Source organism: Treponema lecithinolyticum ATCC 700332, assembly GCA_000468055.1.
GTDB classification, from domain to species: Bacteria; Spirochaetota; Spirochaetia; order Treponematales; family Treponemataceae; genus Treponema_C; species Treponema_C lecithinolyticum.
The window spans coordinates 186,085-211,607 of record KI260569.1 but is presented as its reverse complement, the minus strand read 5'-3'; the positions used below and the strand labels follow the sequence as shown (position 1 = coordinate 211,607).

The following is a 25,523-nucleotide window of genomic DNA, read 5'->3' as shown; positions in this document are numbered from 1 at the left end:
TAAAAAAACTGCCGGTGAGTGTAAATTCCTGCGGTCGCGGGTATTGCTTATACCAATGTCCGCGCTTTGCGTAGCCATTCGGAACCGATTGAACGGCTGAAGTTTTTGTACGTTTTAAGAATTTTGTGCATTTCTTCAAGTACGTTTTGTGCTTTTTCGTTTTCGCCGCTTTGTGCAAGCGCTTGTATATAGTAAAAAGCCGCTTCAAAATTCTTGCTTTCTTGCCACAGCCGCTCGAATTCTTCGGTTAACGGCTGGGCACACAGCGAAGAGCGAACTCGCACGTTCAGCAGTTTGTCGCTTAAAGACGAAAACGGCTGTTCTTTTTGCAGCTTTTGCAAAATCTCGGCAGCTTCGCGGGTGCCGGATGCACTTTGTCCGGCACTGCTTTGATTATTTGTATTATCGGTGTCTGTTCTTTGTACGCCGTCGCCGTCCGCTGTCTGTGTGTTGTCGGCAGTTTGTCCGTCGGCAAAAAGCGCTTGGGCGAGCAATAAAAGGGTGGCTCTGTCGTCGGCAAAGGGACCGCTTAAGCAAGAGCGTAAAAGCGGCACGGCTTTGTCATACTGCTGCGCTTCAATATAAGCTTGGGCAAGAGCGGTGCGGTTGCTTACAGTATCTTGATTTTCAAGCTGATCTTCCAATTTTTTTATCGTAACAGACGGATTGAAGGTACGCACAATGCTTTGTCCCGTTTGCCGCAATTGGCGGCTGTTTAAAAGCGCGGGCAAAAGTTCAACCAAAAGATAGGCGACGCCCCCGACGTACGGAATAAAAATAATCAGATAAATCCAGTAAAAAGGCTTGTTCGTTTTTATGCAGTGAATAATCAGCGCAAGCTGTAAAATATACGGCACGAGGGCAAAAATCATGTCAGCCGATCTCCATTATAGACAGGGCGGAATGCGAATCGGGCGTTACGGTGATTTTTTCTTCCGTGCGCAGCAAAATACAGTCTTCGGCTTGCACCTTAAACGATTCACCGCCGTTTGATTCGAGCGTGCCCGAACCCGACAATATAACCAAACATGCCCAGCCGGATTTTGCAGCCGGGGTATCGAAAGCGCTCGCTTGTTCTCTCGTCAATTCTTTTGCAAAGCAAATGTGTCCTTTTACCGTATAGTCTTTTTTTTCGAGCGTAAAATACGGGCAGGTAAAACGTCCTGCAAAGGGTGCAAAAGAAAAAACGCGTTTGTTGCATTCGGGTTTTATAACATCCAAACCTTTTTCGACATGCACTTCGCGAGCGCGCCCCCAATCGTAAAGGCGGTAAGTTATATCGCTCGATTCTTGAATTTCCAAAAGCCTAAGCCCGCCTTTTATGGCGTGTACCGTTCCTGCCGGAATAAAAACAAAGTCTCCTTTTGTAACCGGAACACTTTGCAAATAACTGTCGAGCGAATTATTTTCGATTGCATGCCGCAGTTCTTCTCGGCTGTATTCGCCGTTCAAACCGTATATAAGAGAAGCTCCGGGTTCGGCATCCAAAATATACCAGCATTCGGTTTTACCTGCGCTGTTTTCGTGAATGCGCGCGTAATCGTCGTCGGGGTGCACTTGCACGGACAGTATTTCATTTGCTTGAATGAGTTTTATTAACAGCGGATAAGAGGCGCCGATGACTGACGAAAGATTTTTGCCGCCGATAAATTCGGTTGTCTCATCTACGCTCGCCTGTCCTGCAGGATGTACCGACACAATCCAGCGTTCATAGCCCCAAACCCTTTCGGAAATAAAAGCTTTTGTTTTAAACATGAGGATTAAACTTTTTCCCACAGTTCGGCAGGGTAGTACCCCGCTGCAATCTTTGCGGCAATTTCGGTTTTTACTATCGCTCTATCTTCCGGATATGTCATACCGAACCATTTTTCCGGCGAAGAGTAAAATTTAATTTTGCCTTTTCCTTGCAAAACAATGTCGCTTGCAGCTGCGGGGAGTAAAGCTTCGGCTTTTTCTTCACTATTGTTTTTGCTTATAAAATCATCCCAATAGGTATGAAAACCTTCAAAAGCTTTTTTTGTAAAGCCGAACAAATTCATTGATACCCATTCTTTTCCCGTTAAAACAACCGAGCCTTCCGGAAGTTCGCTAACGATGGTGTTCCCCTGATAGCCTATTTTTGTGTTTTCTCTCATTGAACTCAAGTATCCGTTTTCTACAACACAAATACCGCGCGAAACCGTACCGGAGCGGCTCATCGTGTTTTCGAGTACGTAGCCGACCATTGCGTGTTCGGTTGAGTTTTCTTCCGAAGCGCTCAAGTGTGCATGAATAAGCCGGAGAGCTTCGCGCCCGTAGTAATCGTCGGCATTGATAACCGCAAAGGGAGCGTGAACGGCGTTTTCGGCACACAATACCGCGTGTATTGTTCCCCAAGGTTTTTTGCGTGTAGGAGAAATTTTTGCAAGCTGTTCGCTTGTAAACAGCGAGTCCGGGTTTTGAAAAACGTACTCGGCGTTGAAATTTTTGGCAATGCGGTCAAAAAGACGCGCCCTAAAATCTTTTTCTATGTCTTTGCGGATGATGTATACTACGCGTTCAAACCCGCACTGTTTTGCATCGTAGGTGGCAAAGTCGAGCAAGGTTTCGCCGTGTTCTCCTACCGAGTCGATTTGTTTTACACCGCCGTACCGGCTGCCGAGTCCCGCAGCCAAAACCAATAAAGTAGGTTTCATAAAGGAATGTCTCCTTAAATATGTTTAAGTTTTGTACGACACAGTATAGCAATGAACGGAGGAAAAAGCTATAGCTTTTTTTGCCTTTTTTGGATATAATAGATTTCACGCTTTTAATAAGGAGCACACAATGGCTAATTTTATTACTTGGGATTCGAGCTACGAAGTCGGAATTGAAATAGTCGACAAACAGCACAGACATTTGGTTGATTTAACGAATGAATTATATAATGCCTGTATAGGGGAACGCGACGAACTTGATCAAAAATTTAAAGATGTAATGAAAGAATTGGTTGAATACGTTATGGTTCACTTTCGGGATGAAGAAAAAATAATGGAAGGGATACGCTATCCCAAATTTAAAGAACATAAACAAAAACACGAAGACTTTGTAAAAACGATTTTAACTTCAATAAATGCATATACGAGCGGTAAACAATTTGTGCCCAACGCATTTGTACGTTTTTTGCGTGACTGGCTGTTCGACCACATATTGATAACCGACAAAGAAATGGCAAAATATTACGCTTCGATAAAACAATAAAAAAATTAACGTAAAATTGAATCCGGTATAAAGTTTTGCGCATAACGGACAATATCCTGCATTTCGCTTTCGCTGTAGGGGACAATGTCGTTATACGCAGGGTTTATACAGTTTTCGGCACGGAAGGCAGCAAAGCGCCACAAAGCGTTTTGAGGCAGTAAGGATGCTATATTTTTTATATCGTCTTTTTTAACTAAAGGCGGCACCAATACCGTTCTGTATTCAACACACGTGCTGCTTAAGCGGCGGCACAATTCAATGCAGCGTTTTAAGGATTTTTGTGCATTGTTTACTTCCGTGCCGGAACCTAAAAGGCTGTAGCGCTGCGCGGATGTTTTTATATCAAGTGCAATAAAATCGGGGGTTGTTTCGGTTTTTTCGAATAGTTTTTCCAATTTATCGGGGTGCATGCCGTTTGTGTCGAGCTTTACGGCATACCCGATTTTCTTTGCTTTTTCTATAATGCTGCCGATTTCATCGTGTAGCAGCGCTTCGCCGCCTGAAATAACAAATCCTGAAAGAACGTTGCACCGTTTTTGTAAGTGTTCAAACACTTGCTGTTCGGTATACGAATTTTCAGGCGGCAAACGGTTAAAAACCAAATCTCCGTTGTAACAGTAGGGACAGCGTAAACTGCAGCCGGTTAAAAACCACGCGCAGGCAACTTTGCCGGGATAGTCGGCAAGAGTTGTCTTTATCAGCGCGCCGCAAAGCATAGTGTTGAGTTAGGCTACGTGTTCGGCTGCCGGCTCAAGTATTGCGGAAAGTTCGTTTACATTGTATGCGCGGCCGGCTTCTTCGCCGTTTTCGTTAAATAAAATAACCGTAGGGGCTGCGCGGACTCCCATTTCGCATGCGCGTGCAAGCCCTTCGGCGGTATCCACGTCTACAAAAATTCCGTTTACGCCGCTTCCGGCTAAGTAATTTTTTACCGGGGGACAATTAGGGCAAGTCGTTTTGCCGAAAAATTCATAGGAAACGGCAGCGCCGTTTAAAGTACCGTTCGGTACGGCGTTTCCGTTTTGTACTTGGGACGATTCGGCACATTCGCTGCTTTCGCTGCCGATTATTTGGCTGCAGCCGGAAGCGGCATGAGTATTGTTTGTACCGATTACAAACTGTTTGCGCTGATTGTATTCATCGCGCTTTCCTTTGTTCCAATTGCGCACCGAGCGGTAGTATCCGACGATTCTTGAATACACTTCCGTTTCCGTTCCGCGCACGCTTTTAAGCTCTTCTTTTATTTGAGCTATGTCTTGCTCAATTTGAGCTATAGGTCTTACCGTACTCATATATTTCTCCTCTATATATAATATCGATAATATCGGCTGCCGTCTTAAAAGGAAGCTGCCGCTTCGGCTTTTTCGGCGCCGTTTTGCAGCTCTAAAGCCGCTTGTTTTTCTTTTTCAAGTTCTTGCAATTTTAAGCGCAGCTCGTTTTCTTTTTCCGCTTTGCATTTCGGGCATTCAAATATTTCGCCGTTCAAATACCCGTGGTTTTTGCACACCGAATATATAGGCGAAACGGTGATATACGGAATACGGTAGTTTTTAGTTACCGTGCGTACTAAATCGCGGCACGAACGCCAATCTTTAATCGCTTCTCCCATAAAGGTATGAAAAACGGTTCCGCCCGTATACTTTGTTTGCAAACTTTCTTGGTGATCCATCGCTTCAAATATGTCGTTGGTATAATCGACGGGAAGCTGCGACGAATTGGTGTAGTAGGGCGCTTTTTCTCCGGAAGTAATGATATCCGGATACTGGGCTTTGTCGTGGCTTGCAAGGCGGTACGATGTGCTTTCGGCAGGTGTTGCTTCCAAGTTAAACAATTCACCCGTTTTTTCCTGATAATCGGCTAAACGCTGTCTCATGTGCAGCAGTATTTCTTCGGCAAAGGCTTTTCCTTTGGGGTTAACGATATCTACTCCCAAAAAGTTTAAACAGCATTCGTTCATGCCGCACAAACCGATGGTGTTAAAGTGATTGTTCAGTGTAGAAAGATAGCGTTTGGTGTACGGGAACAGCCCGCCGTCGAGCAAATGCTGAATTACTTTGCGCTTTGCACAAAGACTTTCTTTTGCTAAATCCATAAGGTAGTTTAAGCGGGCAAAAAACTGTTCTTTTGTGTGCGCTAAATAACCGATTTGGGGTAAGTTTATAGTTACCACTCCCAAAGAACCGGTAAATTCGTCCGAACCGAACAAACCGCCGCCGCGTTTGCGCAGTTCGCGTTTGTCCAGCTGAAGGCGGCAGCACATGGAGCGCACATCGCCCGGATTTAAATCGGAATTAACAAAGTTTTGAAAATACGGAGTACCGTATTGGGCAGTCATTTCAAAAAGCAAACGTGCGTTTTCACCGTCCCAATCGAAATCTTTGGTAATATTGTAAGTCGGAATGGGGTATTGAAAACCGCGTCCGGCGGCATCTCCTGCTATCATCAGTTCAATAAACACTTTATTGATGATATCCATTTCTTTTTGACAATCGCCGTAAGTAAAATCGGTTTCCTGTCCGCCGACAACGGCTTTTTTTGCTCTCATGTCTTCGGGCACTGTCCAATCTAAGGTAATGTTTGTAAAGGGCGCTTGGCTTCCCCAGCGGCTGGGAGTATTAACTCCGTAAATAAAACTTTGTATGCACTGGCGTACTTCTTTTTCGCTCATATTGTCTTTTTTTACAAAGGGCGCTAAATAGGTGTCGAAAGAACTGAACGCTTGTGCTCCTGCCCATTCGTTTTGCATTATACCCAAGAAGTTTACAATTTGCTGAATAAGCGTTGACAAGTGTTTTGCCGGAGTTGAAGTGATTTTGTCGGGAACGCCGCCCAAGCCTTCGGCTACCAATTGGCGGATCGACCAGCCGGCGCAATAACCGGAAAACATCGATAAATCGTGAATATGAAACGCCGCCGTTCTGTGCGCTTGCGCAACTTCTTGCGAATATATGTTTTTAAGCCAATAGTTTGCTGTAATCGTACCGGAGTTGTGTAAAATCAAACCGCCCAGCGAAAAATTAACGTTAGCGTTTTCGTTTACGCGCCAATCGGATTGTTCCAAATAGCCGTCCATCGTTGCATTGATGTCGAGCATTAAACTTTTAGCGTCGCGGATAGCTTCGTGTTTTGCGCGGTACAAAATGTACGCTTTGGCAATTTGCACTTCGTTTTGTTCTATCAGCACGGTTTCCACAATGTCTTGAATTTCTTCAATGGCGGGAATGGAATGTTCGTGCCTGCCTGCCATAAGCGCGCGCAGTTTTTCTTCAACTTTGTCGGTTAATTGTTCGGCTTTATCCGGATTTGCGCGTTTTTCAACCGACTCTACGGCTTTCCCAATTGCCGTACTGATTTTGGAACGGTCGTAATCCCCGATTTCCCCCGACCGTTTTACTACATGCTTGATGAACATAGCCGTCTTTTCTTCTTTTTGTGTCCCCAAAAAGCTTTTCCATTCGGGGAACACCGTTTGTTTGACGGAGCCGTCTTGCCCGTTCATTTCCTTCCTCCCAACTTATTTACTTCGGTTATAAACTCTTCCAAGTTTTCAAAGTGCCGATACACCGAAGCAAAACGGATATAGGCGACTTTATCGATTTTGTGCAATGTTTCCAACACTAAATTGCCCAACTCTTGTGTGGAAATCTCTCGCGCTCCTTTTCCTTTCATAACAGCTTTGTTTTCGATATCGGCTACGATATTTTCCAAATCCGCAGTGGATACCGGCCGTTTTTCCAAAGCGCGTTCGATTCCCTTTTCCAGTTTTGTTCTATCGAACGGCTGTCTTTTGCCGTCCTTTTTTATTACCATAAAAGGTTTTTCTTCTATGTGTTCGTAACTGGTAAAACGGTAACCGCAGCTTAAACATTCACGTCTGCGGCGTATACTTTCGCCGTTTGCCATCGTCCGCGATTCGAGCACTTTGTCATCGAGTTTTCCGCAGTACGGACAGCGCACGCGTTTTTCCCCCTATTTTTTACTAACGGTAAGTGAAACGTATACTCTGTACGGGAAAGCTTTACTTCCTGTATGTAGCGTTCTCGAGCATTATACACCACTATATCTATTAGTGCAAGCGGTTTTAATAAAAAAAAATAAAAAAATATAATTTTTAGCTGCGGTTTTGAAGAGAATAAAAAAGGTTTTGCGCTTTATAAAACGAAAGTGAAATAAAAACGGGAAGCAGCACAAACAGTTTTTTGATCCCGTTTTTGCCTGCGCGTGCTTTCCATGCCCTTTGCGCTTGTGCCCATACCGAAAACAATAAGGGAATAAAAACTAAAAACAAAGTAAAAGAAATTGCTGCGGTTTTGGGTAAAATTTTTTCCAAGGCTTGTTTTAATTCCAAAGAAGTGGTGGTGTTAAAAAATAAAGAAGTAGTTTGCACCGCACATATCAATTTTAAAACAAATGCTCCCAAAGCTCCGATGTCGCCCGGTGTGCCCAATGCTTCAGAAAGGGCGTGTGCGCACAAAAGAAGCAGGGCATAACCTGCAACGGGTTTAAGGTCGTACAACTGTTGTTTAAAAGAAAAACCCGCATAGCGCGCGCATACCGTACACACAAGGGCATAAGATACGTAGTATGCGGTGGGCAAAAAAAAGACAAGTGCGTTTAAGATAAACAGCAACGGAATTTTAAGCAGCGCCGGCATTTTGTGCAATATGCTTGTGCCTTGACGGTAAGAAAACAAAGGTTTTACATCCACAGTAAATCTTCCTTTTTGGTATAAGCGCACAAGGGATTGCGGATATTCCATTGTTCCAGCTTGCAGCGCAAACCTTTTTCCGGATCGCCGTCGAACACTTGTTTACCGCGGTGCAGCACCATAAAACGATCGGCTAAAGCGTAGCATTTTTCCAATTCGTGCGTTAAAAGCAGTACGGTGCGTTTTTCTTTTTTTAAAGTTTGTATTAATGCGTTTACTTGTACCACTCCCGAATAATCCAAATTGGCATAAGGTTCGTCAAAGATTACTATAGGGCAATCCATTGCCAAAACGGCGGCGGCGGCAAGGCGGCGTTTTTCTCCGCCCGATAAAAACCGCGCGGGAAAGCGGCGTTTTTCCCATAAGCCCGTTTTTTGTAGCGCGTCTGAAAGGCGTTGTTCTCTTTGGTCTTTAGGAATTTTTAAATTTTTTAAGCCGAATAAAATGTCTTCTTCGGGAGTTTCTCCGAGTATTTGCGTGTCGGCGTCTTGAAATATTAAACCGCATTTTTCGCGGCAAACCACAGTGCCTAAAGTCGGTTCGGTAAAACCTGCAATAATAAACATCAATAAACTTTTTCCCGAACCGTTTGCACCGCCGATAATTGTACAAGTGTTTTCGTATATGTTCAGCGTTATGTTATCCAAAGCGGTAAAGTAACGTGCGTCCGCAGCGGGCTGTTTTTGCATGTTCCGCCGCGCACTTGTATCCGTGTCCGCTCTTGTGTGCGCAAGCGTTTCCGTGCCGGTTTTAATAAAGCGCTTGGTAACGCCGGTTAACTCGATAACCGATCGCGCGTTAGCGTTAGGAGCGCTCATCGACAGGGACGCTGTTTGATTGTAAATAGCGTGCGGTAACGGGGCGTAATTTTACCGCCAATATAACCGTTAAAGCCGCTTTTACGGCATCGCCGGGTAAATAGGGGATGCACGCTAAAGCAAGCGCTTCGGTTAAACTTTTATGCGTAACTTTTATAAACTGAGCCAAACCGGGAATGTATATCAGCACAAAACCCAATATACACCCGCCGATTATTTTAACGATGCTTGTTTTTTGATTAAGCGACGGTTTGCCGATATAAAAACCTGTTGCCCCGGCGGCAATAAAATAGCCTATACAAAATCCGCCGGTAGGACCTAAAAGATGGGCAAGACCGCTTCTGCCGCCGGAAAAAACGGGTAAGCCGAGTATGCCCGCAAGCAAAAACAAACCGGTCGCTCCTGCTCCCTGTATGCCGCCCAGCAAAGCGCCTGCTAAAACGGGCATCATGTTTTGTAAAACAATCGGAACCGGAGTTCCGGGAAGGGGAACGGAAATAAAACCGCTGACTGCAATGAGGGCAGCAAACAATGCCGTAAAAACCGATAACAACAAGTTTTTGTTTTTTTGTGCCGAATTCATACCATACTCCTGTTTGTTTAATTGTTAACCTTTATGTATTACAGGTTAACAATTAAAAGCACATGTGTCAAGTATATGCCTACGTGCCAGATGTGATCATTTAAATCCATTGTGCCTATGTTTTATAAAAAAAACACTGTAAAAGAGTATCCATATAACAAACAGTGAGGCGGGAAACCAATCGCCAAAGCGGGCGTATGCGGTTATTGTGCGTTTATAAATCGGAACGTCAAAAGTGCCGGATGTGCTTTTAAAAAGCGGTAAACTGTACAATATGCGCCCGGCAGGATCGGTTACGCTCGAAAAGCCCGAATTGGTGCTGCGCACTAAAACGGTTCTAAACTCTTGTGCGCGAAAAGAAGCGATTACATAGTGCTGCAATTCTGCCGATTTGGTGCGAGACCACGAATCTTCGGTGATATTGTAAAACGCTTCGCTTCCGGCAAAAAAAAGATGCCGGCACACGGACGGAAAAGCGTCTTCAAAACACACAGGGGTACTTACTTTTACCGAACCGTTTTCAAGCGGAATGTCGAACAAAGTGTAAAATTTTCCCGATGTCCATCCGCTTGAAAAACCGACGAGGGTTTGCATGCTGTTGCGCACCCATTCTTTGTCTGCATAGGGAATGACTTCGGCAAAGGGTACTAGATGAATTTTTCCGTAAAAATCAACCCACGTACCGTTTTTATCGAAGTACAGGGCAGAATTGTTAAACTCACGCAACGCATTCGCTGCGTTTTCTTTGTGCTCCAATTCTACAGGTCCGCCGATAATAAACGGAACCCCCGTTTGTTCGATAAACGGAACAAGCGGGTTTTGCTTCGGAGAATATGTGTAATACCGGTACGCATTCGGCAGCGGATAGGTTAAATCGTTTTCGCTCCATATAACTACATCGGGTTTGCGCGCTGCGTTTTGCGTTTGCTGCAGCGTAAGTTCTTGCGCCGTTAAAACGGGCGTGTCCGGATCGCCTATAAGCCACGCGTCCGAGTTTTTTTGTACCAAAACCGTGCGCACAATTTTTACCGGCTCTCTTTTTTTAGCATATTGATATATTCCATATAAAGTGCTTGCGGTAAAAAGGATTGCGCACAGCGCGGCAGTATATGTGTACGGAGTGTATGCGTATAAGCGGTACGGTTTTGCAGACATTGTTTTATTTTTTGCTGTGCCGGTAAAATCTGCGCGTTCAAGCAATAATAAACCTTCGCCGACAAGTGCGCTAAAAAACGAAAACAAAAAACTTATGCCGCGCGTTCCGAAAATGTCTACAATTTGCGTAATCAAATGCCAACGCCATGCGCTCATAGTCAGCGTGCCCCACGGATAAGCTAAAAAACCGATCGATTTTACCCATTCGTACACAGTCCATAACAAGCTAAACGATAAAATCCTAAACGGTATATTGTATCTGCGTAAACCGGACTTTTCTGCCAAAGCGTTTGTACGCGTTATATAAAAAGGCATAAAAAACAAGCCGCCGGCATAGTAGCCGAACACGGCATATGTTGCCGCCGTAGCGCCCAGTGTAAACACGGCAAAGTCTTTAAAATACCCCAGCCAAAAGCTTGAAAGCACGTGAACGAGCAATATGTGAAGCGAAATAAGCAGCCCCGCTTTTTTAAAACCGGAACAGCACGACAGCGCCATATACAGCGGAACCAAAGAAAAAAGCCCCAAAAGTGGGGATCCGAACGGTAAAATCTCGTTTTGAATGGCCAAAGCCATCATTATTGACGAAAAAATAACGTAAAAAACTTGTACAAATCCTTTCATTATATTATTATCATAACTGATTTTATTTTGAAAAATCAATATAAGAACAGGGCGGTAATTTTAAAAGTATGGAACGGTTAGTTGAGATTCACAAAAAAGAATATGATACTGAACCCGATGTCATCGTTTCAGCTCCGGGGCGTTTTCACTTACTCGGAGAACACACGTGGTATTTTAAAGATAAAACTTTATCTATGGCGGTTGATTTACCCGTATATATTGCAGCTTCTGCGCGAAAAGATTCTTCTTTGCGTTTTTTCTTTTATCAAGTAAACGAAAGAAAACGCGGCAATGTGTCCACTTTAAAATTCCGCCGCGAAGACCGTTGGGCAAATACGCTTAAAGCGGTTATCGACGGCTTTAATTCTTGCGGTTTTGCCTGTAAAGGCATGAATGTTACCATTTATACCGAAATACTCCCGTCGGCAGGGTTCGGTATAACGACGGCTATGAAAGTTGCTACCGCCCTTGTGTGCAAACAGCTGTTTCACCATCCGTGCTCCGACGCGCAGATTTTACAGGTTTTGGAACGGGGCAATAAATTCTTTTTGAATACCGGAAACTATATTGCCGATTTATATGCTGCACTGTACGCTCAAAAAGATACTTGTTTGCTTACCGACCATGCAAAAAATATGCATACAACGGTTCCGTTTAAATTCGACGGATATTCGGTTTTACTTACCGACGCCCGTGTGCCGCGTATTTCCGTATGGGACGAAGAAACGCTGCGCACGGCGGAAAACTTTATATTGATGGCTGAACTGAAAATTCAAAAAAAAGGATTTTGGGTATACGAAGATTCCGATGTGGAAATAAACGATATCTTTTGCGGTTTAAGCGAAGAAACAAGGCGGCGTTTGCAGTGCATTATGAAAGAACACCATTCGGTTATGGATGCCGCAGAAGGAATGCGCAGCGGAGACTTTTCTTTATTTGCGCGAGCTGTAAACAAATCGCACGAAGCTATGCGCGATTTATATACCATATCGTGTCCGGAAATCGATTGGCTGGTAAAACGCGTATTGGAATTTGAAGTAACCACATCGCGTAAGCCGACCGCATGTTCGCGCATAACGGGCAAAGGTTTCGGGCGTTGTTTGTATACGGTACTCAAAACATCCGATGTGGAATCGTACAAAAAAAAGATGAGCGAATATGAGCGCATATTCGGCTTTCATCCGGTGTGCTACGAAGTAAAACCTGCAGGCGCCGCCGCCGTGTTAAAAGCTTAGCTTGCTAAAGGATAAAAGGAAAACGATGGTTGTTTTATTGACTAATGACGACGGATACGGTGCTGCGGGTTTGGAAGTTTTGGCAAAAACGCTTGCTTGTGTGCATGAAGTGTGGGTGGTTGCCCCCGATAGGGACCGCTCCGGCGTTTCGCACGGTTTTACCATGTCCGAACCGCTGCGTATAAAAAAAATGGGTGAGCGAATGTTCAAATGTTCGGGGCTTCCGGCAAATTGTACTGATGTGGGAACTAAAAAGCTTATGGGCAAAACTCCCGATGCGGTAATTGCCGGCATAAACCGCGGAGCGAATATCGGAACCGATATTTTGTATTCGGGCACGGCAGCCGGAGCGCGCCAAGCGTCTTTACACGGTATACCCGGTATTGCCGTCAGTTTAGAATCGGATACGGGAGAGTGGAATTACGATCCGCTTGCCCGTTTTGTGTGCGACAATTTGGAAAAGCTGGTAACTTTGTGCGAACGCGATGTGTTTGTAAATATAAACGCACAAGATGCCCCGTCTTATGCGGGCTGGAAAATGACTGTGCCGTCCCGCCGTGATTATAATGATTCGGCGCAATTAATAGACGCCCCCGACGGTCATGTATACAGCTTTTTTCAAGGCGGCGATATAAATACGCCGCGCGAATCGGACAACGATTATAACGCCGTACAAGAAGGCTTTATATCGATAAGCCGTGTGTTGTCGCAGCCTTGCGGTGCGCGCACAGCCGAAATTCCTGCAGATTTTTTCGGCGGCGATATGTTTTGCCGGTAAAACCGAGGCGGCTAAACTGGGATTTACCGTATAAAAACTTTGTGCTATAATAAAACGGGAGGGTATTATGGCGGAAACATTGCGCGACGGTATTGAACTGTACCGCTGCGGTAAATATACCGATGCGTTAACTCTTTTTTTGTCTTTACCCTCATCCGATGCAAACACCGGCGAACACAATGCCGGCGGTTTTGAACTGGCGTATTACATAGGCTTAACCTATGCCCGCTTGCACAATTATGACGAAGCGATTTTATACCTTGAACAAGTGGTTACCGCTTCGGCTCCCCTTGAAAGAGTCAATCAATGCCGTTTTGCCCTTGCAGTTATATACACTCTTACCGGTAAAGCCCGTTTGGCTGATTTGGAATTAAACCAGCTTTTGGATGCAGGCTATCAAACGGCTGAAGTGCATGCGGCGCTCGCCTATGTGGAATGGGAACATAAACATTCCGAACAAACTATCGAACACTATGAGCGCGCGCTCGAATTAAACCCAAACAGTCCCACCGCGTTAAACGGTTTGGGCTATGTGCTTGCTTGCGAAGGAAAAGATTTAACGCGTGCTTTATCTTTGTGTAAGCGAGCGGTGGATATCCGTCCCAATTCGCCCGCTTTTTTGGATTCGCTGGGCTGGGTATACTACAAGCTGGGACTTTTACGGGAAGCGCGCAGCTATATAAAACGGGCAAAAGATAAAGGCGAGCGCAGTACGGAAATAGAAACACATTATAAAACCGTGTGCCGCGATGCGGCTATAAAACGCGAATACGGCCGCTACGGCGGAGCGGGAGCTTAAACGATGAACGTTCTTAAAACGCTAAACGGTAAAAACCGCCGCGCAATACTCTTTTTTTTCTTTGTTTTTGCCGCACTTACATCCGGTTTTTTATCGGCTCAGCAATCGGGGGCGGCAACTGCAGCTTCTGCAGCCGAGCGCGGCAAAGCGGCAGAAGAATTCCGGCGCGGCGTTCAAGCATGGCACCGCGGAGCTTTTAACGATTCTCTGGTACAGTTTGAAAAAGCTTTGTCTTATTTGCCGTCGGAAAACCTTATTTTAGACTGGCTCGGCAAAGCTTATTACCGCTCCGGTATTGAAGGTGCGGCGCTTCAGCAGTGGCAGCAAGCTTACGATAACGGTTACGGCGGTTTATTGCTGCAAAATAAGATTGAAACAGTGCAAAGCCGGCGTACCGCCTCCGCAAATACCCGTACTTTAATAAACGAAAATACCGAAAACGTTTTTGCATCCGCCGCTTTGCGCTTTACCGAAGCCGGCTCTTTTAACGGTAAAAAAGACGATGAACTGCGTTTTAGCCGTCCGGTTTCTCTTTTACCGCTTGAAGACGGTTCGCTGTGGGTTATCGCTTACGGTACAAACGAACTTTTACACTTCGACGTAAACGGTTTGATAATAAACAGAACGCGCGGTTCTTTAACCGGCTTCGACCGACCCATGGATATTTTGCGCCAAAGCTCGGGTAATTTGCTTGTTTGCGAATACGCAGGCGACAGAATCAGCCAGCTTGACGCTTCCGGACGCTTTATAAAATACATAGGCTCCAAAGGAAGAGGTACGGGACAATTTGTCGGGCCGCAGTTTTTAGCGCAAGATTCATCAGGTAATATATACGTTACCGATTACGGCAACGGACGGGTTTCGGTGTTTAATGCCGACGGCGAAGCTTTGTTTGCATTCGGCAAATTTGCTTCTCCTGCAGGTATTGCCGTTGCCGATGATTTGGTGTATGTTGCGGATGCGGTAGAGGGTACTGTCAGCGTTTACGATACGTCGGGTAACTTTCTTAATACGCTGACTGAACGCAAAACGCTTAAAAAGCCGGAAGCATTGCGCGTCAGCCAAAACTACCTTATCGTTGCCGATACAAACAAGGTTTTGGCTATAGACCGTTCAAGCGGCGCGATTACCGAATTGGCGCGAACGGGTAACGCTCCCGTGCGTCTTACTTGCGCCGACACCGATTTAAACGGAAACATTATCGCTTCCGATTTTAAAAATAACGAAATTGTAGTATTGTCGCGCATAGCAGACCTTGCCGGAGGTTTTTTTGTACAAGTGGATCGCATACGCTCGGACGATTTTCCGCGCATTACCCTCGATGTGCGCGTTCAAAGCCGCAGCGGACAGCCGATTGTCGGTTTAAAAGACGTTAATTTTTTAATCACCGAAGAAAAGCGTCCCGCCGCCGAGCAAAAACTTATCGGCGAGTCAAATGCAAATACCGTGTGCGATATCAGTTTAATTATAGATAGAAGTTACGATTCAGCGCGCCAAACGCAAAATATCGATACCGCCGTCCGGGAAATCGCCGCCGCTATGAACGACAAAGGAACGCTGCGTATTATCGGCGCAGGTCAAGTTCCCTTAACAGAATACAGCGGCTCTCCGGCTGCGATGAAAAAGTTTTCTGCAAAGAATTTAAAAACGCCTGCAAGCGCGGTATGCGCCGTCGATTTAGCCGTGCGCCTTGCGGCAAACGATTTAATAAACGCCGAACCCAAGCGTGCAATCGTGTATGTGAGCGCAGGCGGAACTAAAGTAAAAGCTTTCGGCAAATACGGTTTAACCGATTTAACCGCTTATTTGAACAACAACGGTATAAGCTTTTTAACCGTTGCTCTCGACCGCCAAAGTCTTGCGCCTGAGTTGAATTATCTGGTAGAGCAAACGGACGGCAAACAATATTACGTATTCCGTCCTGAAGGTATAGCACCTTTGGTAAAGGATGTGCTCGCGTTTCCCTGCGCTTTGTACCGTTTTTCGTACATATCCAGTTTGCCTACCGATTTCGGACGCGCGTTTTTGCCGGTGGAAGTGGAAGCTTATATGCTTAACCGTTCTGGACGGGACGAAAGCGGTTATTTTGCCCCCTTGCAATAAACAATAAACGAATCGTTCGTTAAAACTTAAAAACTTAGTTTTCCCGTTAACCCTGCCGTGTTTTTTACGGAAAACAAACCTTTTGCAAAAAAAAGTTCCGTTCCGAACGAAAGTCCCGCTTTTGCGTAAGGACCGAGCGTAAATTCTATGCTATGCGTTAAACCGTAATTTTGGTGTACCGTTTTTACTTCGTCGCTTCCGAGCGCCGCGTGTATTGTATTTTTGCGCATAATGCGTTTAAACTGATTTGAAAACCGATGAAGGGCAAAAACTACAGCATCCGAAACAATGCTTGATTTTCCCGTACGTTCCCACGCGCTTTGGATTTTAATATGCCAGTTTTTTGCCGTGTCCGCGCGCCCTTCAACGGCTGTACGCAGCGTATCCGTTTGCGTAAAAAACAGCAAAAGCTGAGCGTAGCCTGAAAACGATAAACGGTAATTTTCAAATGCATTTTTATCTGTTTTATACGTGCACGAAACAAAAGACAGCCATTCGTCTTGGCGGTACCAGTTAAAAAGACGCAGCGAGCCGAAAGAACCGAAACTGTTAAAAGCGGTAAAATACAAGCTCGTTTTAAATTGAAGTGTGTCGCTTATATCGGAAACGCTTGTCCGTATGTCGCGCGAAAAAGCAAACGACAAATTTGACGGAACGATTATGTCTAGCGCAGAAGCAAATATGGGACGCTTCCACGAAAGAGTCCATGCTGTTGTGTAAAAAGAAAGCGGCATACCGTTTTTTTGCATTTGAGACGGGAGCGCGGTATCGAAAAAATCATATACGGGAACTGCCGTATATGCCCAAACCCGTTTGCCCAGCCATTGTGTATATAAAGCGGCATCGCTTTTGTATGAGCCGCCGCGCTCGACATTAGCGACTGTGCGCGATTTTTTTGCCCATTCGATGGAAAACTGCTGTTTTTTTATAACAAAGGGAAAACGTACTGCCATAAAATCGGCAGCGCTGTTTTCGGTTTTAAGGGGCGAAGCATACACTTGTTCGGCGTTTAATTCTAAGGCGGGGTTAAAACGGGAATTAAACAAGTTAAGATTTTGATGTACTCCAAAAAAAAGGGAGCGCCGTTCGGCACTGCTTTTTCCGCCGGAAAATTGTATGGACGATGCTTCAAGCCATCCTGCAAAATAGTCGCCGGCGTTTTGCCCGTTGTGCAGGGCGTTCGATCCGATTCCGGCGCCGCTTCCGCTGTTCCCGTATAAGCGGCTGCCGCTTCGCCCTTGTTGACTTGCTTTAAAGTGTATTTGTAAGCCGTATAAGGGTATGCGCCCTGCGGCGTTGTTAGCACCGAAGCTGCCGTCCTTGCCGCTGTCGGCATTACTGTCATTATCTTTTTTGCTGATTGCCGGCAAAAAAGGCAAAGAAAAAGTGCTTTCCAGCGATATAACTTGGTTAAAAACAAAAAAATCGCGCGAACCTTCGGTTTTAAACGATACTGACAAAGGAACTTTAAGCTGTGCAAAGTCGAGCGCGGCGGTTTCGGTTTTTTTTATCGTATAGGCTACAGGAGAAAAACGGTATTCTTCGCTTGCACTGAATATGCGGGTCGCTAAAAACACCGGCGTGGTGCGTATGCCGTGCGAAAGGTTTTGTACTAAAACAGCGTTTTCTTTGCTTGAATAAGAAAAGTTTGCTGCAATTGAAGTTTCGATTCCCGCAATGTCCGCTTGTGCCCGCGCATCCGTCAGCGCGCCGAAAAAAGGAGAAGCTTTTGCTTTTATGTTTCCGGTGTCGGCAAAAGCGCGCACGGACGAAACAAGCTTCGGGTTTGCGGCAAGGGGAAAATTCCCTGCGGACAAAACGGTACCTTCTTTGTGCCATTTAAAATCGAATATGTTTTCGAATACAAAATCGGCGCCGCTTCCGGAAAAATACAAAGTGTCGATGTATATTTCGCCGCCGGTATCCTCACCGGGGGGAAGCGGATGCAGTGCAGACGGGGTAAAAAGAAGCTCAAGGCGTGTGGGCGAAACGGAAGTGTCGAGTGCTTTTACGCTAAATTGATTTTTGCCGACAGTACGCTCTTCTATACTTAGGCTGCGCTCGTGTATGTTAAATACAACTTTTTGCCACGCGCCGTGCGCCGCACATTCGTCAAGAACTTCGCAGCTGAGCGTAAGGTGTAAAGCCGTTTTTGTTTTTCCGTATGCAGCGTTATCAAGCACAATCGAAAAATCCGCTCTTTTTTTATTCGCAGCCGAATGAGGCGGCACGTAAAGGTAAAAACACAATTCATCGTAAAACGAAAACGGCAGCGCTTCGCTGTAGCGCACGGCGCGTACGGCAGATTGTGTGCCCTGCGGAATACCGTAGTCAAAACGCTGTACCGCATGGGGTTTTCCCGCACTAAAACGCAGCATAGGAGCAGTTTGCATAACCGGCGGCTCGCATTCTTGCGTGCGGATAAAACATTTTTCCGGCGCTTCAAGCGAAAAAGAAGAGCCGTCTATTTCTACCGGTCCTACGGTAAAACTGCCGGAAAGGTTTTGCCCGCTTAGCGTGCCGCTGTGTAATTGCGGCACATAAATGATAAGGCGTGCATTTTGGCTTTTTGAAAGTTTTAAACGGTCTTCATCGGTAAGCGTAACGGTAATTTTTTGCCATCCTGAAATCGCCGTTATGCCGGCGGTTCCGTTCAGCAAAGAAGATATAAAACCTTTTTCTACACCGTAGCCTGCACTGACATGCTCGCGGTTTGTAGGCGGAAAAGTTCGAGGGTTTTCCGATATACGCCATGCGGGAAGCTGTAAAGCGTTTTCCGCGCTAATGTTTTGCTCATCGCTTACCCCCAGCTGTAAATACAGTTCGTAAGGTTCGTATACCGTCGGCGGTAGGGCAGATGCGCTTTCTTCTTTTAGCCATATACTGAATTTTTGTGCAGATGCAAGCTGTTTTGCTTCTCCGCGGAAATCTATAGTACGTGCAACCCAACTGTTTTCAGAAGAATCGGGTGCGCTCACGTTTGTGTTCCAGTGTATACGGAGACAGCTTTTTTTTTGGTCGTCGTATACGCTTTGCGTAGCGATGTTTGAGCGTTTATCGTTTGTAAGCACAAGGGGCGCATCCGGCGGAGAAAAAGGGATCTGTATTGCTTTGTGTGCGGCGACATAGGGCACGACCGTATCGGGAAAGGCTTTGTCCGATTGCTCTGTTATGTACAGTTGCCGTGTTTTGGAACCGTCCGGCGAAAAAATGCGGTATGTTCCCGTAACGTCTTGTACTTCAAAGGTTACGCTAGCTGTATCCGAAATGCTCAAGTCTTTTTTTTTCCAGTGTGCCGCCGCCGCTGCAGTTACCGAACCGTTTGTGCTGCTGCCGTTTTGTGCAAACGAATCTTTTTCTACAACCGGCCATAAAACGGATGCCGAAGTGTTAAACGATGTATTTTCCGTTATACGTTTTTGTATACCTGCAGCGGCGGCTATGCGTCCTTTGTCGGCGCCCGCTTTGTTTTGCTGCCACGTTATACGGATAGTATCAAATGATTGTACGGGGCGCACTGTGTGAACAATACCGGTTTTAGCGTCGTAGGTAAAAGCATTTTCTTTTATACCGTTACGGTACACATTTACCGAGCCGATTACAGCTTCGGTTCCTATGTCCAAAACGGGAACGCTCCGTGCGCTTTGCACCGAAACAAAAGCGGGCGCTTGTGCATTTGAAGGTGTTGAGGTTTTGTTCGGAGTAAGATACACAAGCGGCTGTGTGTCCGCTGCAGGAAAACGCAGCGACGAGCCTCGTGCGCTAAAAGAAACGGCATTTTGTTTACGGTTAAACAAACGAACAAATTTTTTTTGTTCGTTAAAAAAATCGGTGTCGGTAAACGTAGTGTCGGAAAAAATATTTGAACTGTCAAGCGCTCCGTAATCGCTCAATTCGTTTTCTTCGGCATTTAAAACCGCAGTGCGTTCCGCCTTTTCCGAAGAGCCCAGTGCGTACAAAGACGCATCTTCAAAGGGCGAAAAAAAGGGCGGGTACCGTAAAACAAGAGCTTGTGTAACAGCTAAAGAAGGCCCCTGTATTTCGGTAAAAAAACGGTCGCCGTCCCAAACAGGGGGCGGCGAAGGCGGGATATGTGTGGGATGCGGGTAAGAATAATTTTTTAAATCAAAAGTTCCGGTGCTCTTCGGCGCTTGCTCAAACCACGCTTGAATTTCCCCTAAAAAAGTGTTCGGCTGTGTAGAGTCGAATTCGCCCAAAGCGCTTTTTATTATGTTTTTTTCCTGTATGCCGGCACTGTCCGAATAAAAATCAACAAGAATTCTTCCATTTGTACTTTTTGCCAAAAGCAAGGTGTCCGTCGAACGGATAATAAGATAGTCGGCACCGCTTAATTTTTTGTACCGGTATCCTAGTACATCCGAATACGTTCCGTTTTTATCTTCTGCGTACACGTTTGCAATAAAGCGCGATGTGTTTTCAGGAAGGGTAAAAGAACTGCCTTGCTGCCACGAGTGTAAAGCGATTTTTTTTTGGTTTAATTCGTTAAGTCCCGCCCATGTTTTTTCCGCAGTTTCTAGTGTGTCGTAGCGGATTGCCGCATCCGCTTGATATGCAGCACTTTGCCAGTGCGCAGCGATACCCGGCGATTGATTCGGTCCCTTTTCAGCGCGCAGCGGTAAAGTACCGTTTGCTTCGGCGTATACAGTGCCGCCGCCCATGCCTTTGCCGACGGCGTTTATGCCGTATAGTTCGGGAAAACCGATACCGCGGTTACCTATGCGTACGTGGCGCAACACTCCGCTTCCGTAATATCCGGCGGCTACAGTACTTTTATCGTATTTATCCGCTATAGCGGCTTCAAAATACCACTTTTTGTTAAGAAAAAACCACAGCGTTAAATCGGTTTTTTGTATAAATACCGGTGGGTTAAAGAAAAAAACGGGTGCTTTGTTTTTTCCGCCGCGTATATCCAAAGAACCGGTTAATTGTGCTTCCCAATTACCCTGTGCATACCATTCTACCGCGTATTTACCGTGTTCAAGTGCGCTTAACGGAAAAGTTTGAGCATAAGAGGTTTGCCGTGCGCACCACAGGGAAGCTGCGCTTAATAAAAGCGCGCAAAGTGCACGCACGGGTTTTACCGTTTGTGGCGGGGTTTTATTTTTTTTAAGTTCTTCATCTGCTTTTAATAAGCGAGCTTTACCCACACGGTTTTGCGGATTCTTTTTTTGTATGGCAATAACCGTTTTTTCTACAGCGGCTCTTTTTTTTTCGCCGAAGTCGAACAATTCCGTTTGCAAAGGTGTGTGTGCGTCTTCAAGGTTTTGCGCGGCAAGACCTAAAAGGCGTATGCCGCGTCCGGTTTCATATTTTTTGTGCAGTAAAACGCGCGAACGCTCGTATAAATCGTCGGCTGATGAAAAAATCCGTTGAAAGGTTTCTTGTATGCCGACTGTGGTAAAATCTTCGTAGCGTATTTTTACGTGAACGGTTTTGCTGTGCCAGCCTTCCGTAATCAAACGGCACATAACTTCCCACGAAAGTTCCATAAGCGCAGTGTCGATAGTGTACGGGTCGGTTAAATCGAACGAAAATGTATGTTCGGAACTGATCGAGCGGCTTTTGGGTTGATCGGTAAAGGTTTCGGCTTCAAGACCGCGCACTGCACGGTACAAAAAATCTCCGGTACATGTGCCGAATATGTTTTGCAGCAAATTCAGCGATGCCCCGTGTATGCTGTGCGTATCGGTAAACCCCGCGTTTTCAATACGTTCAAGCGTTTTGCTTCCGATTCCCCATATTTTTTTTAACGGAAAAGAAAGCATAAAAGCTTCTTCTTGTCCTTGTTCCACTACATACAAACCGTCCGGTTTGGATATTCCCGAAGCCATTTTGGCGACATACCTGTTCGAAGCCGCTCCGACGGAAACAGTAAGTCCGGTTTGCCGGTATACTTGGTCTTTGAGTTTTTGCGCGGCGCTGTTTGCATTGCCGAATAAGCGTTCCGTTCCGCTCATATCGATAAACGCTTCATCTATGGACATTTGATGTACGTCCGGAGAATATTCGGCAAAAACCGCCATAACTTCCCTTGATTTTTCGTGATAGCGGTTCATTCTGCCGCGTAAAAAAATTGCAGAAGGGCACAGCTGAAAAGCGCGTCCTATAGGCATTGCCGAATGAACGCCGTATTTTCTTGCTTCATAAGAACATGTGGAAACAACGCCCCGTTTGTCTCCGGGAAGCGCTCCTACGATAACCGCTTTGCCTCTGTATTCGCTGTGGTCGAGCTGTTCTACCGAAGCAAAAAAAGCGTCCAAATCCACATGAAAAAAAAGAGGCATCGTCATTTGGGTATGCCCGTTATCGTATAGTGCAGTTGTTCCGTTTTTATAACTCCGCCGTCTTTAAAGTATGCCGTAATCGTGCACAGCGTATCGTGTACGCCGTCTGTGGAAAAATTAAGCGTAAAGGGTTCCGGCGGATAATCGTCTAAAGCAAAAACTGCACTCAGCGGTTTTGCAAACATATCGTACGGATAATTCGATTCAAAAACGGGCAGGGCGGATTGAGAGTTTATTTCAATATGGTAGCGGATAACCGGTAGTGCGGACGATAAGTGCAAAACAAAAAATCCGTGTTCAAAGCGTACGGTACGTTCGAGCGACAAAGAAACCGTCTTTTTTGTCGGCAAAGCTTTTACGGCGTTGTTTCGTTTTGCCGGTGCGGTAAAGAGGAATACCGTTGTCGAAACAATAAAAACGGCGCAAAAGCAAATAAGGGCAAATGCACTTTGTGCAAACATTTTATTTTTTGCATCGGCTAAACGCCTGTCTTTACTGTTTATGCGCCGCCCCCACAGTTTGAGGCGGATTAAAATCCGTATACCCATAATTAAAAATGGGAATAAAACTGCGGCAAACAGCACATTATATGCAAAGCTTGCTTCGGTTATAAAACGCGTGTATAAGGCTGAGTCGAATTCGGTAAACGCTGTAATAAAAGGAATGTAGGGCAGCAGCATAAAAACAAGGGCTGCAATCAGCGAAGATATTTTACGCATTCCGCGCGAAATGTACACGATAAGGTATTCGACTATAAAAATTGGGATTAAAGCGATGTCTGCCGAGGCAAATAAAAAGATATTTAAAAACGCGCCGACGGAAAGCAAATAACCGTATATAAAGCCGGTAAGCGGAAGCTTAAGTACATGTTGGGGTACAAAAAACAATATTAAAAAACTTAAAGCAAATGCGGTTTTTACCGCCAGCGCAAACAAAGCAAAGCGGTAATTTTGCTGCAAAATCTGTGCGGTTAAAACTTGCGCCGCAGATAAAAAAAATGCTCCGGAGCCTATCATAACCGGAATAAGATACCATGTTTGCAAAAATTCCTGCCGGTGAATGTAGCGGTGAGTGCCGCGGATAAACGAAAGAATAAAAAAAGCAAACAGTGTAACGGCTGAAGTAAGGATTAAAAAAATAAGATAGGTTCTTTCCGATATCCACAAACTTTTGTTAAATAAGCGGAACAAACTGTAATGGGTGTCGGTATCGGTAAAATCGCATGCTGCGTACAAATTTACACATTCTTCGATTACGGTAAAAACTGAATAAAAGTTTTGTTCGTCCGAAATCAGCATAGATGCAGGAATTTCAGATGAAAGCCATGCGGAAACAAGCGGTTCGGCTTTGATTAAACCGAGCCTGTATAAAGATAAAAATCGTCCGCGGATAGAATAAAAAATGCCGGCATTTGCACAAGAGTCGGTAATTGTTTTGAAAAATCCGCGCGGAATAACGACGCCTCGATTTTCATAATTTATGCCGCCCGGAATTATTTGTACGTAGCGTACAAATTGAGGCAACAAGCGTTCGTTTTTTTTGTCCGTTCCGATAATTAAAACGGCAGTGTTTTCGGTTGTGTCTAAAGCGTTTATGTATGTATAAGTTCCCGCGTAAAACATTTCGGTATTTGACATATCGGCTGTACCGACTCTTTGCACTTGAGATGTTTCGCTGTAATCGTTTGCGGTAAAAACGATTTCGATTTGAAACGGAGCTGAGCGCTCTTTAAGTTTGCGAATAAAATCCATGTATTCTTTTATTCGTCCGCTAACGTTTTGTTGTGTAACGCTTATAATTAATTTTTTTTCGTTTGAAGCCGTTTCTGCCTTATTTGCCGTTTGTGCGGCAGCGGGTGACGGCGGCTGTATGGGGATAATTACGTTGTACGGAAAATCAGAAGACAGCGTATTTTGCAAAAGCTGTTTTTCCGCAGTAAAGCCGTTTTTTGTAAGCTCTTCGTATAAAGAGTCTGAAAATCGTGCCGTATCGCTTTTTGTAATTGCGGCACTTTCCGTTTGAATGTTTTGCGTATTTTGTATGGGCTGGCTGACTTGTGCTTTTAAGGTATAAGCGGAACAACAAAGAAAAAAAAGACATACTGCTTTAAAAACCGCTTTCATAGCAACAGCATAGCGGTAAATTTGTTTTATGGTCAATAGGTGCTGTCTTTATGCTTTGCGGCATTTGTGTCGTAAAGAAGAATTTTTCCCAATCGAACTCAAGATGACCGATTTTGATCAGGTAACCAAAGTTCTTTTTTGGTAACTTTGGTTCTTTTTTTGCGTATAACCTGTTTTTTAAAGAATAACGCGGTACAATTATGATGTAGGATAAAAACATATTTTTAAGGAGTGATTCCTATGAAAATAAGTAATTTAAAGACTAAGGTATTTGCTTTGGAACAAGCAGGAGCGGCGGCGTTTATCACAGCCGCAATTTTAACGGCGGCACTGCTATTGAGCAGCTATAAACCGTCAGCGGACAGCGTACTACCTGAGTATACCCCCGTCGCCTATGCAAAGCTTGCAGAGTACCTGCAAAAACTGCCTGCCGGCGCGGCAGTACACAAAATCGAAGTAACCGGTCTTACGGCTGCGGACTTAAAGGGCGGCTCAGGAGAAATAAGTCCGCTCGGAAAAATCCTAAAGGACAACAATGATAAAAAAGTTGCACTCAAATTCGGCGGTGACATAGCAGGTCTTACGGATATGAGTTTTTGCTTTCGTGACTGCACAGGTCTTGTACAAGTGACAGCAATACCGCAGGGGGTTACGAATATGCGCTACTGCTTTGCACAGTGCGCCTGTCTCACGCAAGCTCCGGTAATACCGCAAGGCGTTACGAATATGAGCAGCTGCTTTGAAAACTGCAACAGCTTGACGCAAGCGCCGGAAATACCGGAAAGCGTTACGGATATGAGGCGCTGCTTTCAACACTGCACAAAACTCAAGAGCGCTGTGCTTAAGTGCAATTACACACCCGGTAAATTCGGTTTTGCTTTTGCCAACTGTACGGACTTAACGGCGGGCAGTATAAAGATTCCGGCATTGCAGCTGCAAACATACAAGAATAATGCAAACAAGACAGGTGCCCAGGACGGCTGGTTTGCTGAGGAGCAGGTTTGAAAACCGCATTTTGCGGTTAAAACATAAAATCACAATTAGGAGATTAAAAGGGACACTTTTAACCGACA

General features: G+C 45.2%; 19 protein-coding genes. 6 read left to right on the top strand and 13 right to left on the bottom strand.

Features of this window, described 5'->3' with window-relative positions; all coding sequences use genetic code 11:
• Positions 1-47 precede the first annotated feature (47 nt).
• Genes HMPREF9193_RS09095 through HMPREF9193_RS09085 form a run of 3 tightly spaced genes read right to left on the bottom strand, consistent with a single transcriptional unit; the run spans position 48 to position 2,675 of the window.
• Positions 48-872 carry a hypothetical protein gene (locus HMPREF9193_RS09095; protein ID WP_021687832.1) on the bottom strand — a complete coding sequence of 275 codons (825 nt, stop codon included), beginning with the start codon at positions 870-872 and terminating at the stop codon, positions 48-50.
• Between the two features lies 1 nt (position 873).
• A complete protein-coding gene (locus HMPREF9193_RS09090) occupies positions 874-1,755 on the bottom strand; it encodes a type I phosphomannose isomerase catalytic subunit (protein ID WP_040848190.1) in 882 nt (293 codons plus the stop codon).
• Between the two features lie 5 nt (positions 1,756-1,760).
• Positions 1,761-2,675 carry a nucleotidyltransferase family protein gene (locus HMPREF9193_RS09085; protein ID WP_021687830.1) on the bottom strand — a complete coding sequence of 305 codons (915 nt, stop codon included), beginning with the start codon at positions 2,673-2,675 and terminating at the stop codon, positions 1,761-1,763.
• 130 nt (positions 2,676-2,805) lie between these two features.
• Between HMPREF9193_RS09085 and HMPREF9193_RS09080 the strand changes: the two genes are divergently transcribed.
• Complete coding sequence (locus HMPREF9193_RS09080; protein ID WP_021687829.1) at positions 2,806-3,219, top strand: bacteriohemerythrin; 414 nt, start codon at positions 2,806-2,808, stop codon at positions 3,217-3,219.
• A 5-nt stretch (positions 3,220-3,224) separates the two neighbouring features.
• Here the strand turns inward: HMPREF9193_RS09080 and HMPREF9193_RS09075 are convergent, their stop codons facing one another.
• The 8 genes from HMPREF9193_RS09075 to lnt form a co-directional block, all read right to left on the bottom strand.
• Positions 3,225-3,935 (bottom strand): anaerobic ribonucleoside-triphosphate reductase activating protein, encoded by a 711-nt coding sequence (locus HMPREF9193_RS09075; RefSeq protein WP_021687828.1) that lies wholly within the window; start codon positions 3,933-3,935, stop codon positions 3,225-3,227.
• 9 nt (positions 3,936-3,944) lie between these two features.
• Entirely contained in the window at positions 3,945-4,511 is a 567-nt protein-coding gene (locus HMPREF9193_RS09070) for a thioredoxin family protein (RefSeq protein WP_021687827.1), read from the bottom strand.
• A 44-nt stretch (positions 4,512-4,555) separates the two neighbouring features.
• The gene (locus HMPREF9193_RS09065; RefSeq protein WP_021687826.1) at positions 4,556-6,718 is read right to left on the bottom strand and encodes a ribonucleoside triphosphate reductase; all 2,163 of its coding nucleotides are present in this window, start codon (positions 6,716-6,718) and stop codon (positions 4,556-4,558) included.
• On the bottom strand, positions 6,715-7,176 hold the full coding sequence (nrdR, locus tag HMPREF9193_RS09060; RefSeq protein WP_040848061.1) for a transcriptional regulator NrdR: 462 nt from the start codon (positions 7,174-7,176) through the stop codon (positions 6,715-6,717). Before nrdR ends, HMPREF9193_RS09065 begins: the two co-directional genes overlap by 4 nt.
• 154 nt (positions 7,177-7,330) lie before the next feature.
• Positions 7,331-7,927 carry an energy-coupling factor transporter transmembrane component T family protein gene (locus tag HMPREF9193_RS09055; protein ID WP_040848060.1) on the bottom strand — a complete coding sequence of 199 codons (597 nt, stop codon included), beginning with the start codon at positions 7,925-7,927 and terminating at the stop codon, positions 7,331-7,333.
• Positions 7,918-8,616, bottom strand: a complete 699-nt coding sequence (locus HMPREF9193_RS09050) for an ABC transporter ATP-binding protein (protein ID WP_040848188.1) — start codon at positions 8,614-8,616, stop codon at positions 7,918-7,920. Before HMPREF9193_RS09050 ends, HMPREF9193_RS09055 begins: the two co-directional genes overlap by 10 nt.
• 115 nt (positions 8,617-8,731) lie before the next feature.
• Complete coding sequence (locus HMPREF9193_RS09045) at positions 8,732-9,328, bottom strand: biotin transporter BioY (protein ID WP_021687822.1); 597 nt, start codon at positions 9,326-9,328, stop codon at positions 8,732-8,734.
• 96 nt (positions 9,329-9,424) lie between these two features.
• Positions 9,425-11,107 (bottom strand): apolipoprotein N-acyltransferase, encoded by a 1,683-nt coding sequence (lnt, locus tag HMPREF9193_RS09040; RefSeq protein ID WP_021687821.1) that lies wholly within the window; start codon positions 11,105-11,107, stop codon positions 9,425-9,427.
• 68 nt (positions 11,108-11,175) lie between these two features.
• Here lnt and HMPREF9193_RS09035 point away from each other — a divergent pair, with 68 nt between their 5' ends.
• The 4 genes from HMPREF9193_RS09035 to HMPREF9193_RS09020 all read left to right on the top strand — a co-directional run bounded on the left by HMPREF9193_RS09035 (position 11,176) and on the right by HMPREF9193_RS09020 (position 16,022).
• Positions 11,176-12,342: a galactokinase gene (locus HMPREF9193_RS09035; protein ID WP_021687820.1), complete on the top strand. Its 1,167-nt coding sequence runs from the start codon at positions 11,176-11,178 to the stop codon at positions 12,340-12,342.
• Between the two features lie 25 nt (positions 12,343-12,367).
• On the top strand, positions 12,368-13,120 hold the full coding sequence (gene surE, locus HMPREF9193_RS09030) for a 5'/3'-nucleotidase SurE (protein ID WP_021687819.1): 753 nt from the start codon (positions 12,368-12,370) through the stop codon (positions 13,118-13,120).
• Between the two features lie 67 nt (positions 13,121-13,187).
• On the top strand, positions 13,188-13,919 hold the full coding sequence (locus HMPREF9193_RS09025; RefSeq protein WP_021687818.1) for a tetratricopeptide repeat protein: 732 nt from the start codon (positions 13,188-13,190) through the stop codon (positions 13,917-13,919).
• 3 nt (positions 13,920-13,922) lie between these two features.
• Complete coding sequence (locus tag HMPREF9193_RS09020) at positions 13,923-16,022, top strand: NHL repeat-containing protein (RefSeq protein WP_021687817.1); 2,100 nt, start codon at positions 13,923-13,925, stop codon at positions 16,020-16,022.
• A gap of 26 nt (positions 16,023-16,048) precedes the next feature.
• Here HMPREF9193_RS09020 and dinB read toward each other — a convergent pair whose 3' ends face one another.
• Positions 16,049-22,333, bottom strand: a complete 6,285-nt coding sequence (gene dinB / locus HMPREF9193_RS09015) for a DNA polymerase IV (protein WP_021687816.1) — start codon at positions 22,331-22,333, stop codon at positions 16,049-16,051.
• A complete protein-coding gene (locus HMPREF9193_RS09010) occupies positions 22,330-24,450 on the bottom strand; it encodes a hypothetical protein (RefSeq protein WP_021687815.1) in 2,121 nt (706 codons plus the stop codon). The genes dinB and HMPREF9193_RS09010 overlap by 4 nt, the downstream gene beginning before the upstream one ends.
• A 240-nt stretch (positions 24,451-24,690) precedes the next feature.
• On the opposite strand from HMPREF9193_RS09010, the gene HMPREF9193_RS09005 reads away from it, so the two are divergent.
• Positions 24,691-25,455 (top strand): leucine-rich repeat protein, encoded by a 765-nt coding sequence (locus HMPREF9193_RS09005; protein WP_021687813.1) that lies wholly within the window; start codon positions 24,691-24,693, stop codon positions 25,453-25,455.
• Positions 25,456-25,523 lie beyond the last annotated feature (68 nt).